At 66.0% G+C, this 13,737-nt stretch carries 14 protein-coding genes; 5 read left to right on the forward strand and 9 right to left on the reverse strand.

Annotated features, from left to right (window positions below; all coding sequences use genetic code 11):
- Positions 1-10 precede the first annotated feature (10 nt).
- Positions 11-1,528, reverse strand: a complete 1,518-nt coding sequence (locus tag ACP97_RS05325) for a class I adenylate-forming enzyme family protein (protein ID WP_049996800.1) — start codon at positions 1,526-1,528, stop codon at positions 11-13.
- A 75-nt stretch (positions 1,529-1,603) separates the two neighbouring features.
- A complete protein-coding gene (locus ACP97_RS05330; protein WP_049996801.1) occupies positions 1,604-2,572 on the reverse strand; it encodes an MBL fold metallo-hydrolase in 969 nt (322 codons plus the stop codon).
- Positions 2,573-2,683: 111 nt separating this feature from the next.
- On the opposite strand from ACP97_RS05330, the gene ACP97_RS05335 reads away from it, so the two are divergent.
- The gene (locus ACP97_RS05335) at positions 2,684-4,384 is read left to right on the forward strand and encodes an acyl-CoA carboxylase subunit beta (RefSeq protein ID WP_049996802.1); all 1,701 of its coding nucleotides are present in this window, start codon (positions 2,684-2,686) and stop codon (positions 4,382-4,384) included.
- Here the strand turns inward: ACP97_RS05335 and ACP97_RS05340 are convergent.
- From ACP97_RS05340 to ACP97_RS05360, 5 genes are all read right to left on the reverse strand, one after another.
- Positions 4,381-4,794 carry a GIY-YIG nuclease family protein gene (locus ACP97_RS05340; RefSeq protein ID WP_049996803.1) on the reverse strand — a complete coding sequence of 138 codons (414 nt, stop codon included), beginning with the start codon at positions 4,792-4,794 and terminating at the stop codon, positions 4,381-4,383. The genes ACP97_RS05335 and ACP97_RS05340 overlap by 4 nt on opposite strands.
- Positions 4,795-4,838: 44 nt before the next feature.
- Entirely contained in the window at positions 4,839-5,645 is an 807-nt protein-coding gene (locus ACP97_RS05345; RefSeq protein WP_049996804.1) for an SDR family oxidoreductase, read from the reverse strand.
- A complete protein-coding gene (locus ACP97_RS05350; RefSeq protein WP_049996805.1) occupies positions 5,645-6,526 on the reverse strand; it encodes a BKACE family enzyme in 882 nt (293 codons plus the stop codon). The genes ACP97_RS05345 and ACP97_RS05350 overlap by 1 nt, the downstream gene beginning before the upstream one ends.
- Before the next feature lie 12 nt (positions 6,527-6,538).
- Complete coding sequence (locus tag ACP97_RS05355) at positions 6,539-7,345, reverse strand: enoyl-CoA hydratase/isomerase family protein (RefSeq protein ID WP_049996806.1); 807 nt, start codon at positions 7,343-7,345, stop codon at positions 6,539-6,541.
- Positions 7,346-7,466: 121 nt separating this feature from the next.
- Positions 7,467-7,868 carry a CBS domain-containing protein gene (locus ACP97_RS05360; protein WP_049996807.1) on the reverse strand — a complete coding sequence of 134 codons (402 nt, stop codon included), beginning with the start codon at positions 7,866-7,868 and terminating at the stop codon, positions 7,467-7,469.
- Positions 7,869-7,985: 117 nt separating this feature from the next.
- Here ACP97_RS05360 and ACP97_RS05365 point away from each other — a divergent pair, with 117 nt between their 5' ends.
- Entirely contained in the window at positions 7,986-8,360 is a 375-nt protein-coding gene (locus ACP97_RS05365; protein WP_049996808.1) for a VOC family protein, read from the forward strand.
- Between the two features lie 53 nt (positions 8,361-8,413).
- Complete coding sequence (locus ACP97_RS05370) at positions 8,414-10,234, forward strand: DEAD/DEAH box helicase (RefSeq protein ID WP_154019953.1); 1,821 nt, start codon at positions 8,414-8,416, stop codon at positions 10,232-10,234.
- A gap of 27 nt (positions 10,235-10,261) precedes the next feature.
- Here the strand turns inward: ACP97_RS05370 and ACP97_RS21000 are convergent, their stop codons facing one another.
- Positions 10,262-10,387 (reverse strand): hypothetical protein, encoded by a 126-nt coding sequence (locus ACP97_RS21000; RefSeq protein WP_272913434.1) that lies wholly within the window; start codon positions 10,385-10,387, stop codon positions 10,262-10,264.
- 62 nt (positions 10,388-10,449) lie between these two features.
- Positions 10,450-11,556 carry an aminotransferase class V-fold PLP-dependent enzyme gene (locus tag ACP97_RS05375; RefSeq protein ID WP_049996810.1) on the reverse strand — a complete coding sequence of 369 codons (1,107 nt, stop codon included), beginning with the start codon at positions 11,554-11,556 and terminating at the stop codon, positions 10,450-10,452.
- Positions 11,557-11,643: 87 nt separating this feature from the next.
- On the opposite strand from ACP97_RS05375, the gene ACP97_RS05380 reads away from it, so the two are divergent.
- Both ACP97_RS05380 and ACP97_RS05385 read left to right on the forward strand, forming a co-directional pair.
- On the forward strand, positions 11,644-12,411 hold the full coding sequence (locus ACP97_RS05380) for a creatininase family protein (protein WP_049996811.1): 768 nt from the start codon (positions 11,644-11,646) through the stop codon (positions 12,409-12,411).
- Between the two features lie 139 nt (positions 12,412-12,550).
- Positions 12,551-13,699, forward strand: coding sequence for a thiolase family protein (locus ACP97_RS05385; protein ID WP_049996812.1), 1,149 nt, complete (start codon positions 12,551-12,553; stop codon positions 13,697-13,699).
- Positions 13,700-13,737 lie beyond the last annotated feature (38 nt).

The following is a 13,737-nucleotide window of genomic DNA, read 5'->3' on the forward strand; positions in this document are numbered from 1 at the left end:
CCGGCGTCGTTCAGTCGGCGTCGAATTCCTCGCTCACCCGCTCTGCGAGCGCCACCTTGTCGATTTTCTGGCTACCCGTCCGCGGGAACGACTCGACGACGCTGACCCGGCGCGGGCGCTCGTAGCCCGCGAGGCCCTCACGCGATTCACAGAACGCCTCGACTCCCTCGACCGTGCAGTCGCCGACGATGGCGGCCGTGACGGTCTCGCCGAGTCGCTCGTGTGGCGTGCCGAAGACCGCGACTTCCTCGACGCCGTCCATCCCCGAGACGACGTTCTCGACTGTGCTTGGCGCGACCTTCTCGCCACCCGAGAGGATCATGTCGTCGAGGCGGTCGCGGTAGTAGAGATAGCCCTCCTCGTCCCGCACCACGACATCGCCGGTGTGGAGCCAATCGTCGGTGAACGCCTCTGCGGTGCGTTCGGGTTGTTCCCAGTACCGGGGAGTGATGGTGTCGCCACGGAGGCACAACTCGCCGGATTCGTTCGGCGGGAGGGAATCACCGGATTCGATGTCGACCACCCGCGCCTCGACGCCGGGGATGGGGCGGCCCATCGAACCGGGTCGGCGCTCGTCGGCGATGTCGTAAGTGACGCTCACGCCCGCGTTCTCGGTCTGGCCGTAGTAATCGAGGAGTGCATCGAGTCCAAACGTCTCCTCGAACCGTTCGAGGACTGGTTCGGGCGTCGGACTCCCACCATAGAAGCAGACCCGGAGCGAGTCGGTGTCGTACTCGCGCGTGGAATCGGTGTTGAGCACGTCGACGAGCATCGCACTCACAAGACCCGCGAAGGTCGCACCCGTCTCCTCGACCATGCGCGCCCAGCCATCCGCGTCCCAGGCCGACTGAATCCCCAGCGAGCCGCCCACGAACAGCGACATCAGCGTCGAGCCGTGTAGCCCACCGACGTGAAAGAGGGGGACGGCGGCGAGCGCGGTGTCCTCGCTGGTGAGATCGAACAGGACGATGCCCGCATCGACCTGCGCGCCGATATTCCTGTGAGTCTGGACGACGCCTTTCGGCTCGCCGGTCGTCCCCGAAGTGTGCATCACGATGGCGGTCTCGCCGTCAAGTCGGGTGACCGCTTCGGGCGCGTCCTCGGGGTCGGCGAAGGCGTCGCCATCGAACTCCCCCTCTGAGTGACCGTGGACGACGTGCTCGACCGCCGCGACCCGCTCGGCGACGTCTTCGGCGTTGTTGACAAAGGTGTCGTCGGCCACGAGCACGCTGGGCCGGACGTCGTCGAGGACGTACACGACCTCGTCGAGACCGAAACGGTAGTTGATCGGCGTGAGCACCCGGCCCGCGCGCCACGTCCCGAGTGCGACGGCGACGTAGGTCGGGTTGTCCAGCATGTAGACCGCGACGCGGTCACCCCTGTCGGTGTGTTCTCCGAGCCACGCCGCAACCCCTCGGGCCTGCCGGTCGAGGTCGCGGTAGGTGAGGTCTTCGTGTTCGGAGCGGTGTATCGCCGGATTATCGGGTGTCGTGTCGACCCAGTGGCCGAAATACTCGTAGAGATTCATGTGACATCCTAGCACTCCGGTGTTCGCTCATAATCGTTTCGGCGGTTCGTATCGGTGCTCGCCGCGGTTCGGCGGCTATCGAGTGTGGTAGCGAACGACGCCATCGTCAAGTTCCGCCTCGATTCTGTCGACGGATTCGAGGTGGGCGAGCGCGGCGACCGTCTCGGGCAGGATGTAGGTGGTGTCGTTTGCGCCCGTTCGCTGGTCGGCGATGTCGGCGGCCGTCCGCGGTTCGTCGAGCGCTTCGACCGTTCGGTCGAGCAGTCGGTCGAGGCTCCGGCGGTCGCGCTCGATGGTATGCTCGAAATCGGTGTGCACCGGTCCATGACCGGGATAGACGCGGTCGGGGTCGAGCGAGGCGAGTCGGTCGAGCGCGCCGTAGAACATCCCGATGGCTTCCTCCACACCCCGGTCGAGACCGGTATGGAGTGTGACGGGACGGAACGGTTCGATAGCCATGTCGCCAGCGACGAGCGCGCGTTCGTCGCCGAGCGCGACCGAAAAACAGCAGTGGTCTGCCTGATGGCCGGGCGTGTGCAGTGCCTCGACCGGTGTGCCGCCGACCTCGTAGGTTTCCCCGCCCTCGATCCAGACGTCGACCGCCGCCGGCGGGAGCAGGTCACGATTCCGTTCGAGCGACTCGACGGCCATGTCGATTGCTCGCTCGCGCTCGTCGCCCGCGAGACCCGCGCGCGTCGCGTTCTCGCGGACCACGGCGGCGAGGTCGTTGGCGTCGCGTGCGAAGCGCTCGCGGACGCCGACCGGTGCGTAGACGGTGGGGTCGGCCGCCGCGAGCACGGTGTTGGTCTGTCCGATGTGGTCGACGTGCGGATGCGTGAGAACGAGGTTCTCGATGTCCGCGGGCTCGTAGTCGATGTCGGCGAGCGCCTCGCGGAGTCGGGTCTCACAGTCGGCACCGGGCATGCCGGCGTCGACGAGCGTCGGCCGCTCGCAGTCGATGAGATAGCTCGCGGCGTGGCCGGGCGGCCAGTCGACGTCGAACTCGATGCGGTGGACGGGCACTGCCCGCTCGCGCTGGGCCATTACGCCCGAGAGTCGCGTGGCGCGAATAAACGTGCCGCCCCCGACGTGAAGCGGAGCGATCCCTCGGATACGGCGCAGTAGTTTGAAAACATGGGGGTGAGAGACACGGGTATGGAGATCGACGTCGGTGAGGATATCGACGACGAGACCGCCCGCGCGATCGCCACCGCCGTCGCGGAGCATCTCGGGCGGTCGGTCGAAGTCGTTACGGACGGCGAGCGGATCGCCGACGCCGGCGAGGGCGACTGGAACGATGCCGGGACGGTGATGACCGACCGCGAGGAACAACTCCGTGGAGAGATCGAAGACATCCTCTCGGGCGGTCCCGAGCGCGGTCACGAGAAAATCGAGACACTGGGCAAGGCGTTCGTCCGCGACCGCCTCGACATGGTCTTCGATACCATCGAGTACGAGGACGGTACCTTCGCCCGGCACAACGACGATGACGACCTCGCGGCTGACGGTCTGTTGACCGGAATCGGGAAAATCGACGGTCGGCGAGTGGCCTTCACCGCGAACGACTATACCGTGAAAGCCGGCTCGCTCGGCACCGAGGGAGTCGAGAAGGTCATCCGCATCGAGGAGCGGGCGATGGATCTCGAAATCCCGATGCTCAGGCTCATCGACTCGACGGGCGCGCGCCTCGACGCCGCCGAGCGCGAACCGGGCGACACCCACATGGGTCGCTACCACGGCGGGAAAATGTTCTACAACCAGTGTCGGCTCTCGGGTCAAGTCCCCCAGATCGGCGTGCTCTACGGGCCCGACATCGCCGGATCGGCCTATACGCCCGTGTTCTGTGATTACCTCATCATGGTCGACGGTATCTCGGGGATGGCCATCGCCTCGCCGCGCATCGTCGAAGCGATGACCGGCGAGCAGGTGGACATGCAGGCCCTCGGCGGTCCCGACGTGCACGCCACCGAGAGCGGGAGCGCCGACCTCGTGGTCGAAGACGAGCGAGCCGCCGCCCAGAAGGCCCGCGAACTCCTCTCGTATCTCCCGCAGAACTACGCCGAAAAACCGCCCGAAAGCGCGTCGAAACCACCCATGAAGAATCCGAAAAGTCTCGACAGCGTGATTCCCGAGGCTCCCAACAGAGGCTACGACGTCCACGAGACCATCGACCGGCTCGTCGACCGCGAATCGTTTTTCGAACTCATGCCCCGCTTTGCGCCCGAACTCGTGACGGGGTTAGCGCGCATCGACGGCCAACCGATGGGAATCGTGGCGAACCAACCAAAGCACATCAGCGGGGCCATATTCCCCGATTCGGCCGACAAGGGCGCGGGCTTCGTATGGACCTGTGACGCCTACAACATACCCCTGATTTATCTCTGCGATACGCCCGGCTTCATGATCGGCTCGCAGGTCGAGCGCGAGGGCGTGCTCCGCAAAGGGCGGAAGTTCATCTACGCGACCGCCAATGCGCAGGTTCCGAAGTTCTGCGTCATCACGAGGAAGGCTTACGGGGCCGGTATCTACGCGATGTGCGGGCCCGCCTTCGGAGCCGACGCGACGCTCGCGCTCCCGAGTGCCGAGATCTCCGTGATGGGTCCCGACGCGGCAGTCCACGCCCTCTTCGGCGAGCAGATAGCGGGGATGGATGGCGAGGCACGCGAGCAGTTCGTCGAGAGCGCGAAAGAGCAGTTCGAGGAGTACGTCGACATCGAGGCCCAAGCCTCGAACATGGAGGTCGACGAACTCGTTCCCGCCGGCGACCTCCGCGAGCAACTCGAAGCGCGCCTCGCGGCGTTCGCCACGAAACGCCGAAGCGAACGCCCGCGCCACCACGGCACCGTGCTATTTTAGGGTGCGAACGCCCGGTGTGCGCCCCGCATCGCCCGCCACAGCCGCTCGCGGTCGTCGCTGTACGCCAGATGTGACTCGCAGCCACAGTCCGACGCACCGAACCCCACGACCGGCTGGCCAGAGAGCGCACCGGCAACCGCACATTCGACGTCCGCGTCGGCCGTCCGTGCGACCGCCACGACGGTCGTCTCGGGCTGGCCGAGGAGATAGTCGATGTGCCAGTGGCGGGTGTCGTTCTCACCGGTGGCGACCGCGCGGTGGCGCTCGACCCGCGCGAACCCGCCCGTGCCGAGCGCACTGCCGGTGTAGGCGTACCAGCCCCGCTCGAAGGTGTGTTCGCCGAGCGCACCCACGGCGATGACCGCGCGCTCGGGCAACTCGACGAGCAAGGTGTACGTTCCGCCGGGCATGATCGGGCGTCGACCGCGACCCGCCTAACGGTCACGAAATCGTCTCAGAACGGCGTCGGCGCGAGCAACTGGCCGCCATCGACGGTGAAATACCCACCAGTAACGTAGGCGGCCGCGGGGCTGGCGAGAAACAATACTGTGGGCACGCAGTCGGCGGGCGTCCCGAAGCGTCCTGCAGGGACGTCGTCGAGAAACGTCTCGGGCAGTTCGCCGCCGGCAGCCTCGGTCACGCCTTCTGTTTCGACGATGCCCGGTGCGACCGTGTTCGCCCGGATGTCGTGCTCGCTCCACTCGCTCGCCACGGTCTGCATCAGGCTGTGGACGCCGGCCTTTCCTGCACCCGAGTGGGCGTGATACGGTGCGCCCCTGACGGAGTTGGTCGCGCCCATCGAGAGGATTGCACCGCCGCCGGTTTCCATCATCTGCTCGCCCGCGGCGAAGGTGCAGTAGGCCGTCCCGTCGAGGATGGTGCCCACGACCGCGCGCCAGCCGTTCGGCGTGAGCGATTCGGTGGGCGCGAGGAAGTTCGCGCCCGCGTTGTTCACGAGGATGTCGATACCGCCGAGGTCCGTGACCACTTCCTCGACCATCGCCTCGACCGCCTCGTACTCACGGATGTCGACGGTGGTCGCACACGCCCGCGCGCCCCGCGCTTCGATTTCCTCGGCCACCGGCTCCAAGTGACTCATCTCGCGGCTGGCGATGGCGACATCAGCGCCACAGTCGGCGAACGCGAGCGCGATTGCCCTGCCGATCCCTGTGCCACCGCCGGTCACGAGCGCCACCTCGCTCGCGAAGAGGTCCTCGGCGAACAGTGTCTCTACTGGGGGCGTCTCGCCGAGACCCGCCATCAGTCCAACTCCATGATGGCGCGCGCCTCGTCCGGTGTCGCCGGCTCGCGGCCCACAGTACGAGAGAGTTCGGCGGCTTTGCCGACGAGTTCGGGATTCGTCGCCATCTCCTCGTTCGGAAGATAGAAGTTGTCTTCGAGTCCCACGCGGACGTTGCCGCCCATCGAGAGTGCGGCGGCGACGAGCGGCCACTGGTCTCTACTGATCCCGATGACCTGCCAGTTCGCGCTCGCGGGCAACTGGCGCACCTGATGGGCCAAGTTCTCGACGGTGGCCGGAACCCCGCCGAGAACGCCCATGATGAGGCTGAACTGCAAGGGATGACCGAGTTCGCCCTGTTTCAACAGCGGTCGCGTGTTGGCGATGTGGCCGGTGTCGAAGCATTCGAGTTCGGGCCGAACCCCTGAGTCCTCCATCGCGGTGACGAACTGGCGGATCTCGTCGAAGGAGTTCTCGAAGACCATGTCGAAGACGAACTCCTCGCGGCTGTCAGAATACTTCGCGTAGTTCATCGACCCCATGTTGAGCGCCGCGATGTCGGGCTGGACCTCTTTCACATAGTCGATGCGCTCCTCGGGTGGCGCGTGGAGCGCGCCGGTAGAGAAATTGACGACGATATCGGTACGGTCGCGGATTTCGTCGTGGATTTCTTGATAGATTTCCGTGTCGTAGGTCGGGCTGCCGTCGTCGGTGCGGGCGTGGATGTGGGCGATGGCCGCCCCCGCCTCGCGCGCCGCGGCGGCGTCCTCGGCGATCTCTTTCGGTGTATAGGGAATCGCCTCACACTGGTCGCGGGTGGTGAGCGCGCCCGTGAGCGCCGCCGAAATCACGGTTGTATTGGGGTCGTTGCCCTTTATCGACTCTTGGTCTCGTATCGTCATAATTCATCCATCTTATCGACCGCTCCAGTCGGGTTCTTCGTCCATCAGGAAGGCGTTGATGCCTTCCTCGGTGTCCTCGCTCATGGCGATAAGCGCGATGATCTCGCGCATATAGGACAAGGCCTCGCCGAAGCCCATGTCGCGCTGGGTGTAGTAGGCCCGCTTGCCCATCTCTATCATCACCGGCGAGGACGAGGCGAGGTCCGCGACGAGGCTATCGAGTTCGGTCTCGAACTCACCCTCGGGGACCACATCGGTCGTCAGGCCCATCTCGTGGGCGCTCGTGGCGTCGATGTGCTCGCCGGTGAAGAGGAGTTTCAGGCCGCGCTTTTCGGTGACGGTGCGCATGATCGGTACCAAGGCCTGTGCGGGGAACAGGCCGATATCCACTTCGGGCGTGCCGAAGGTCGCTTCCTCGCTTGCGAGAAGCATGTCACACGCGGCCGCGAGACCCATCCCACCGGCCAGACAGTAGCCCTCAACGGCCGCCACCGTCAGCGCGCGCGTTGCGACCAACCGCTCCATCAGGGTCGAAAGCCCCGAGAACCCCTCACGATAGGCCTGTGGTCCCTCGCCGAAGTTCGCGGCCATGCTCTTGAGATCCCCTCCCGAGCAGAAGGTTCCGCCCACACCGCGGATGACGACCACCCGCGCCGGGCCCTCGTCGGCGGCCGCAAGCACGTCCAGCAGCCCTTCGATGACGCTCTCGTTCAGCGCGTTGCGCTCGTCGTGTCGGTCGATGGTCGCGCGTATCACCAGTCCGTCGTCGCTTTCGCGCACGTTGAGGTCCGCGTTGCTCTCAGCTGTTCGGTCGGTCATCGCCACCCGCTCGATTGCCCGTTTCGACTGTCGTTCATCCTCTCACGAGTCTCCCGTTCGTGAACGACACTCACGGGCGAGTGATAACTGTACCCCGTCGAATGTGCGGGCGCTTTTGTGCTCAGGCCGGACTCGGCGTCTGGACGTGCGAGAGATAGGCCGCGAGGTCCGAGGAGGTTATCATGCCGATAACGCCGTCCTCGTCGCTGACGACCGGCACGTGGTGGAAGCCGTGTTCAGTCATCGCGTCGGCGACCGCACGGATGGGGTCCTGTGCGGCCGCCGTGACGATGTCGGTGCTCATGTAGTCCGAGACCGGTGTCTCGGCTTTCGGACGGCTTTTGGCGACGATATCGACGAAATCCGTTCTGGTGAGGATGCCCCGCAGCGCACCGTCTTCGACGACCACGACCGATCCGATGTCGTTGTCGAGCATCAGTTCGGCCGCGTCGGCGACGAGCGTCTCCGGGGTGACCGTGTGCAGCTCCGACGACATCAACTGTCCGACGAACACGTCGTCCATGATGGTAAACCGTGTGGGTGACTGATAAACGTTGACTCCGTGGTGAAATCCGCCGGCCCGTCGAGCGCCGATGCGCGCGACCGGCCGATTTATCCGCGGCGGGGCGCTCGACGGCGCATGGACCTGCTCCACACCTGTCTCAACGTCACGGACATCGAGCGCGCGGTCACCTTCTACACCGAGGAACTCGGCTTCACCGAGTCGTGGTCGTTCGAGACGCCCGACGGCGAGACCGAAAACCGGTACGTCGCCGCCGAGAACGGCGTCGAACTCCAACTGTCGAAGACCGATGGGCAGACCGAAGTCGAGGGCGGCACCGCGTGGGACCACCTCGCCGTGGGCGTCGACAGCGTCGACCGCGCGTTCGAGGATGTCGACCACTACGGCGTCGTCCAGGAACCGGCCGACCAACCCGCCGCCGGGGCACGAACGGCGTTCGTCGAGGACCCCGACGGCCACGTCGTCGAGTTCGTCGAACCGCTCGACGACTGAGAAGCCCACAGAAGCTCGGAGCGCAAGTCGTTTGTCGGTAGCGGCGTTCGATTATAGCAGTGACGAACGCGAACGACACCGAAGAGACCGCCATCACCGCAGCCGAGTTCCGGGCGGCGCTCGAAGAGCTAGCAATGCCCGTGGCGACGGCGAGCGCGGTGGCGCGCACCCTCGATTGCACCCAGACCGAAGCGAGCGACGCGCTCGATTCGCTGGTCGCATCGGGGAAACTCGAACGGATGGACGTGAGCGACGACCCCGTGATATGGTATCCCTGCGAGTTCGCCGACTTCGTCGATCCCGAGCATATCATTCCATTTCCCGAACGCCGCGAACTCGTCGTCGAACATCCCGAGCAGTTCACGCGCGCCCAACTCACGCAGTTCGCCCACCTCGTCGATTCGTCCGACGAGGCCTACATCTACGAGATACGTGAGGAGGACGTCTGGTGGGCTCCCTACGACCACATCGACGGACTCGTCGGGACGATGCGTGACGTGTTGGGCGAGTCCGTGCCGGAGTTGGAGGAGTGGGTGGAACGCCAGTGGACGCGCGCCCGGAAGTTCGCGCTGACCACCCACTCCGATGGGTACACGGTGCTGGAAGCCGAAAGCCCCGAACTCATGGGCAACGTCGCCCGCCAGAAACTCGATTCGGACCAGCTCCACGGACCGATTTCGGATACCGAGAGCTGGGTGGTCGAGGGGAACGAAGGCGACATCAAGCGCACGCTCTACGAGGCGGGCTACCCGGTTCAGGACCAGCGCGAACTCGAAGGCGGCGCGGAGCTCGACATCGACCTCGGCGTCGATCTGCGCGAGTACCAGGAAGACTGGCTCGATCGCTTCCTCGACACCGGTGCGGGCGTGCTCGTCGGGCCGCCGGGCAGCGGCAAGACGATCGCCGCCATCGGCGCGATGGCCGAGGTCGGCGGCGAGACGCTGATCCTCGCGCCGGGGCGCGAGCTCGCCGGCCAGTGGCACGAACAGCTGCTCACTCACACCTCGCTCGCTCCCGACCAGATCGGCGAGTACCACGGCGGCGAGAAATCGATCCGTCCGGTGACCATCGCCACCTATCGAACGGCGGGCATGGACCGCCACCGCAAGCTGTTCGACGAGCGTCGCTGGGGGCTCATCGTCTACGACGAGGTGCATCACGTGCCGGCGACCATCTACCGCCGCAGCGCCGACCTCCAAGCCAAACACCGCCTCGGGCTGTCGGCAACGCCCATCCGCGAGGACGACAAGGAGGGTGAGATCTTCACGCTCATCGGCCCACCCATCGGCACTGACTGGGCAAAATTATTTGAAGCGGGCTTCGTCGCCGAGCCCGAAATCGAACTCCGCTATGTCCCGTGGCGCTCGGAGGAAGACCGTACCGAGTACGCGAGCGTCGAGGGCCACGAGCGCCGGCAGGTCGCCGGCACGAACCCCGCGAAACTCGACGCCGTGCGCTCGCTGCTCGCCGACCACGAGGGGGCAAAGGCACTGATCTTCGTCGAGTGGCTCGCTCAGGGCAAGAAGTACGCGGAGACGCTCGGGATTCCGTTCATCAGCGGCGAGACGCGCTACGCCGAGCGCGAGCGGCTGTTCGACGAGTTCCGGCGCGGGGCACGGGATCGGCTCATCGTCTCGCGGGTCGGGGACGAGGGCATCGACCTACCGAGCGCGGAGGTCGCCATCGTCGCCTCCGGTCTCGGTGGCTCGCGCCGGCAGGGCTCCCAGCGCGCCGGGCGGACGATGCGCCCGACCGGCAACTCACAGGTCTACGTGCTCGCCACGCGGGGCACCCGCGAGGAGGAGTTCGCCAGAAACCAACTGCGCCACCTCGCCGGCAAGGGCGTTCGCCTGCACGAGACCGAGACGGGCTGACCGCGCCGCTTTCGACGGGGAGACAACTCAGAACGTGAGATAGCCGAGATGCATCCCGCCGAAGACCAGCCCGAACACCACCACGAGTATCAACAGCAGTCCGATCATGTACTGGTAGGCCCCGTCGACCGTCGTCAGCTGTGGAACGTTCATGGATGAGCCGTTGCGGCCGAACCTTTTAGTGCTACCGTCCTCCGCTCGTGAGGGACCCGCCATCACAGCGCCTCGCAGAGCGCGTCGACGTCCTCGGCGGTGTTGAACGCGTGGACCGAAACCCGGACGGCCGCCGGCGACGGCAGCGACCGAATCACGATATCCTCCTCGGCGAGGCGCGAGACGGTGGCTTCAGGATTGTCGGCCGCAACCGTCACCAGCCCGGATTCGTATTCTCGGGGACTCAGCAGTCGGTCGTCGTCGAGACCCGCCTTGAGCCGGTCGGTGAGTCGCTCGATGCGTCCCTCGATGGTGTCGGTCCCGATAGATTCGATACAGTCGATGGCTGCCTGTAGCCCCGCATACGGTGCGGGCGAGGTCGTGCCGATTTCGAGGCGTTTCGCGCCCGCCGCGAACTCGTACTCGTCGGCGTTCGGGTCCGTGACGCTTCGATAGCCCACCCGGTCGGGGTCGAGCGCGGCGGTCGCCTCGTCGGCGACGTAGAGGAAGCCAGCGCCCCACGGCCCGCAGAGCCATTTGTGGCCCGCGCCGACGGCGAAGTCGGCACCCCACTCACCGACGTCGACGTCGACCTGTCCCGGCGACTGGACGGCATCGACGAGCACGCGCGCGCCAGCGTCGTGGGCGATGTCGGTGAGGTCGGCGATGGGCAATCGAGTTCCGTAGTTCCACGTAATGGAACTCAGACAGAGCAGGTCGGCTCCCGCGAGCACCTCGATTGCCTCGTCGCGGTCGATGCGTCCCGCGTCGGTTTCGAGGACTCGGATCTCGATGCCGTAGCGGTCGCGCAGTCGCTTCCAGGGAAGGATGCCAGCCGAGTGCTCGCAGTCGGTGCGCACAACTACGTCACCCTCATCCCACGGGAGCGCCGCTGCGACACGGCTGATGCCGTCGGCGGTGCTCTGTGTCAGCGCGATCTCGTCCGTTTTGGCATCGAGAAATCCGGCGACCCGTTCGCGGGTGTCCTCGAAGGTCCCGAACAGGGCGGGATAGGCTCCCTCGCCCGCGGGGGCGACGTACTGCTGGCGCTCGATTTCGTCGGTCGCGGCCTCGACGACGCTCGTCGGTGCGGGGCTTGCAGCGCCCGTGTTCAAGTAGGTCACGTCGTCGAGCACCGGAATCTCCTCCCGGAGGTCGAGCGGGTCCATAAGTGGGAAAATGGCGGCCCCATAGAAGGGTGTTCCCGTTCGTTCCCGATTAAACACCGTTATCCCGTGGCCCGGCCGATTCCCGGTATGTACCTCGCGGACCGGACGTGGCCGGAACTCGACGACATCGACGAGCGGTCGCTCGCGGTCGTGCCCGTGGGTTCAACCGAACAGCACGGCCCACACCTCCCGCTGGCGACCGACCACCTCATCGCCGAATCGCTCGCCCGCGAGGCCACCGACCGGGCCGACGTGCTCTGCACACCGACGGTACACGTCGGCGTCAGTCCCCATCACCGCCAGTTCAACGGGACGATGTGGGTCGACCCGCCGGCCTTCCGTGACTACATGGCAAGCCTCGCACGCAACCTCACGTATCACGGTATCGACAGAATCGTCTTCGTCAACGCCCACGGCGGCAACATCGTCCACCTCCGGGAAGTGGGCCGCCGCCTGCGCGACGCGGGCGACGCCTACGCCATCGAGTGGATGTGGAACGATTCGATTCCCGATCTCGTCGACGACCTCTTCGAGACGAACGGTCCCCACGGCGGGCCGAAGGAGACGGCCATGATCCAGCACATCGCGCCCGACCTCGTCCGCGAGGATAAATTGGAGACTGCCCGCGACGGCGGATTGCTCGACTTCGAGGCGGACGGAATGACGGTTCATGGCTCACGGACGTTCTACGACTCCATCGACAACACCGAGAACGGAGTCCTCGGCGACCAGACCGACGCCACCGCCGAAAAGGGCGAGCAACTGTTCGAGGCTGCGACAGACCAGTTGGTTCAGTTGCTCGATTGGCTCGGCGACCAACCGCGCGACGCGCTGATGGCGAAGCCACACGTCTGATTCGTCGGCGGCAGCCCCGATCGCTTCCCATGTCTCGTTCGACCACCGAATCCGATTCGGGCGGAGCGACCGCTCTCGAACTTCGTGGGCCGCGTCCACACGGGACAACCTACTTACGCGCGAGCGCGCTATACGGAGCATGCGAGACGCGTTCATCGTCGATGCGGTGCGAACACCGTTCGGCAAACGCAGCGGTCAGTTCCGCGACACCCACCCACAGGACCTCGCGGCCGCACCCCTGACGGCGCTCGAAGAGCGGATCGGCTTCGACCCGGAAATCGTCGAGGACGTGATCTACGGCTGTGTGACGCCGGTCGACGAGCAGGGGATGAACATCGCGCGGCTCGCACCGATGGTCGCCGGTTGGGGCGACGGCGTGCCCGGCGTGCAGCTGAATCGGATGTGTGGCTCGGGCCAACAGGCAATCAATTTCGCCGCCGCACAGGTCCAATCGGGGAGTCAAGACGTCGTGGTCGCCGGCGGCGTCGAGCACATGTCGCGGGTGCCGATGGGGTCGGACGGGAACAGTCTCACCGAAACCTACTTCGACCACTTCGACGAACTCACCACGCAGGGCGAGGGAGCCGAGCGCATCGCCGAGCAGTACGACATGACCCGCGAGGAAGTCGACCAATTGGGAGTGGACTCCCAGCGGCGCTGGGGCGAGGCGTGGGACGACGGCCGCTACGACTCACAAATTGCGCCTGTGGAAACCGAACTCGACGGCGAATCCGTCACTGTCGAACGCGACGGCCACCCGCGACCGGACACCGACCGCGAGACGCTCGGCGAACTTCCTCTCTCCTTCCGCGAGGAGGGCAACGGCGTCCTCCACGCGGGCAACTCGTCGGGTATCGTCGACGGTGCGGGCGCGCTCGTCGTCGCCAGCGGGGAAGCGGTCGAGGCACATGGATGGAAGCCGATGGCGCGCATCGTCGCACGGGAGGTAGTCGGTGTCGACCCCATCACGATGCTCACGGGTCCTATCCCCGCCACCGAGAGAGTGCTCGACGAGGCTGATATGACTGTTGGGGACATCGACCTGTTCGAGGTGAACGAGGCGTTCGCGCCGGTCGTGCTCGCGTGGCTCGACGAGACGGGAGCCGACTGGGCGCGGACGAACGTCAACGGCGGCGCAATCGCCCACGGCCATCCCCTCGGCGCGACCGGCGCGGCGCTCGTGACGAAACTCGCCCACGAACTACAGCGCACGGGACAGGAGTACGCGCTCTCGACGATGTGCATCGGGTTCGGACAGGGCATCGCCACGATCATCGAGCGCGTGTAGGAGCAGGCCGTTTCGGCCGCCGGCCGCAGGGTCGAAGT

The sequence above is a fragment of the Halococcus sediminicola genome (genome assembly GCF_000755245.1).
GTDB classification, from domain to species: Archaea; Halobacteriota; Halobacteria; order Halobacteriales; family Halococcaceae; genus Halococcus; species Halococcus sediminicola.

Coding starts and splice junctions, on each gene's coding strand:
- ACP97_RS21000 (WP_272913434.1), bottom strand. CDS start 10,387: ATGAACGTTCCACAGCTGACGACGGTCGACGGGGCCTACCAGTACATG.
- ACP97_RS05375 (WP_049996810.1), bottom strand. CDS start 11,556: ATGGACCCGCTCGACCTCCGGGAGGAGATTCCGGTGCTCGACGACGTG.
- ACP97_RS05350 (WP_049996805.1), bottom strand. CDS start 6,526: ATGACGATACGAGACCAAGAGTCGATAAAGGGCAACGACCCCAATACA.
- ACP97_RS05330 (WP_049996801.1), bottom strand. CDS start 2,572: ATGGCCCAGCGCGAGCGGGCAGTGCCCGTCCACCGCATCGAGTTCGAC.
- ACP97_RS05335 (WP_049996802.1), top strand. CDS start 2,684: ATGGAGATCGACGTCGGTGAGGATATCGACGACGAGACCGCCCGCGCG.
- ACP97_RS05340 (WP_049996803.1), bottom strand. CDS start 4,794: ATGCCCGGCGGAACGTACACCTTGCTCGTCGAGTTGCCCGAGCGCGCG.
- ACP97_RS05355 (WP_049996806.1), bottom strand. CDS start 7,345: ATGACCGACCGAACAGCTGAGAGCAACGCGGACCTCAACGTGCGCGAA.
- ACP97_RS05345 (WP_049996804.1), bottom strand. CDS start 5,645: ATGGCGGGTCTCGGCGAGACGCCCCCAGTAGAGACACTGTTCGCCGAG.
- ACP97_RS05365 (WP_049996808.1), top strand. CDS start 7,986: ATGGACCTGCTCCACACCTGTCTCAACGTCACGGACATCGAGCGCGCG.
- ACP97_RS05360 (WP_049996807.1), bottom strand. CDS start 7,868: ATGGACGACGTGTTCGTCGGACAGTTGATGTCGTCGGAGCTGCACACG.
- ACP97_RS05385 (WP_049996812.1), top strand. CDS start 12,551: ATGCGAGACGCGTTCATCGTCGATGCGGTGCGAACACCGTTCGGCAAA.
- ACP97_RS05325 (WP_049996800.1), bottom strand. CDS start 1,528: ATGAATCTCTACGAGTATTTCGGCCACTGGGTCGACACGACACCCGAT.
- ACP97_RS05380 (WP_049996811.1), top strand. CDS start 11,644: ATGTACCTCGCGGACCGGACGTGGCCGGAACTCGACGACATCGACGAG.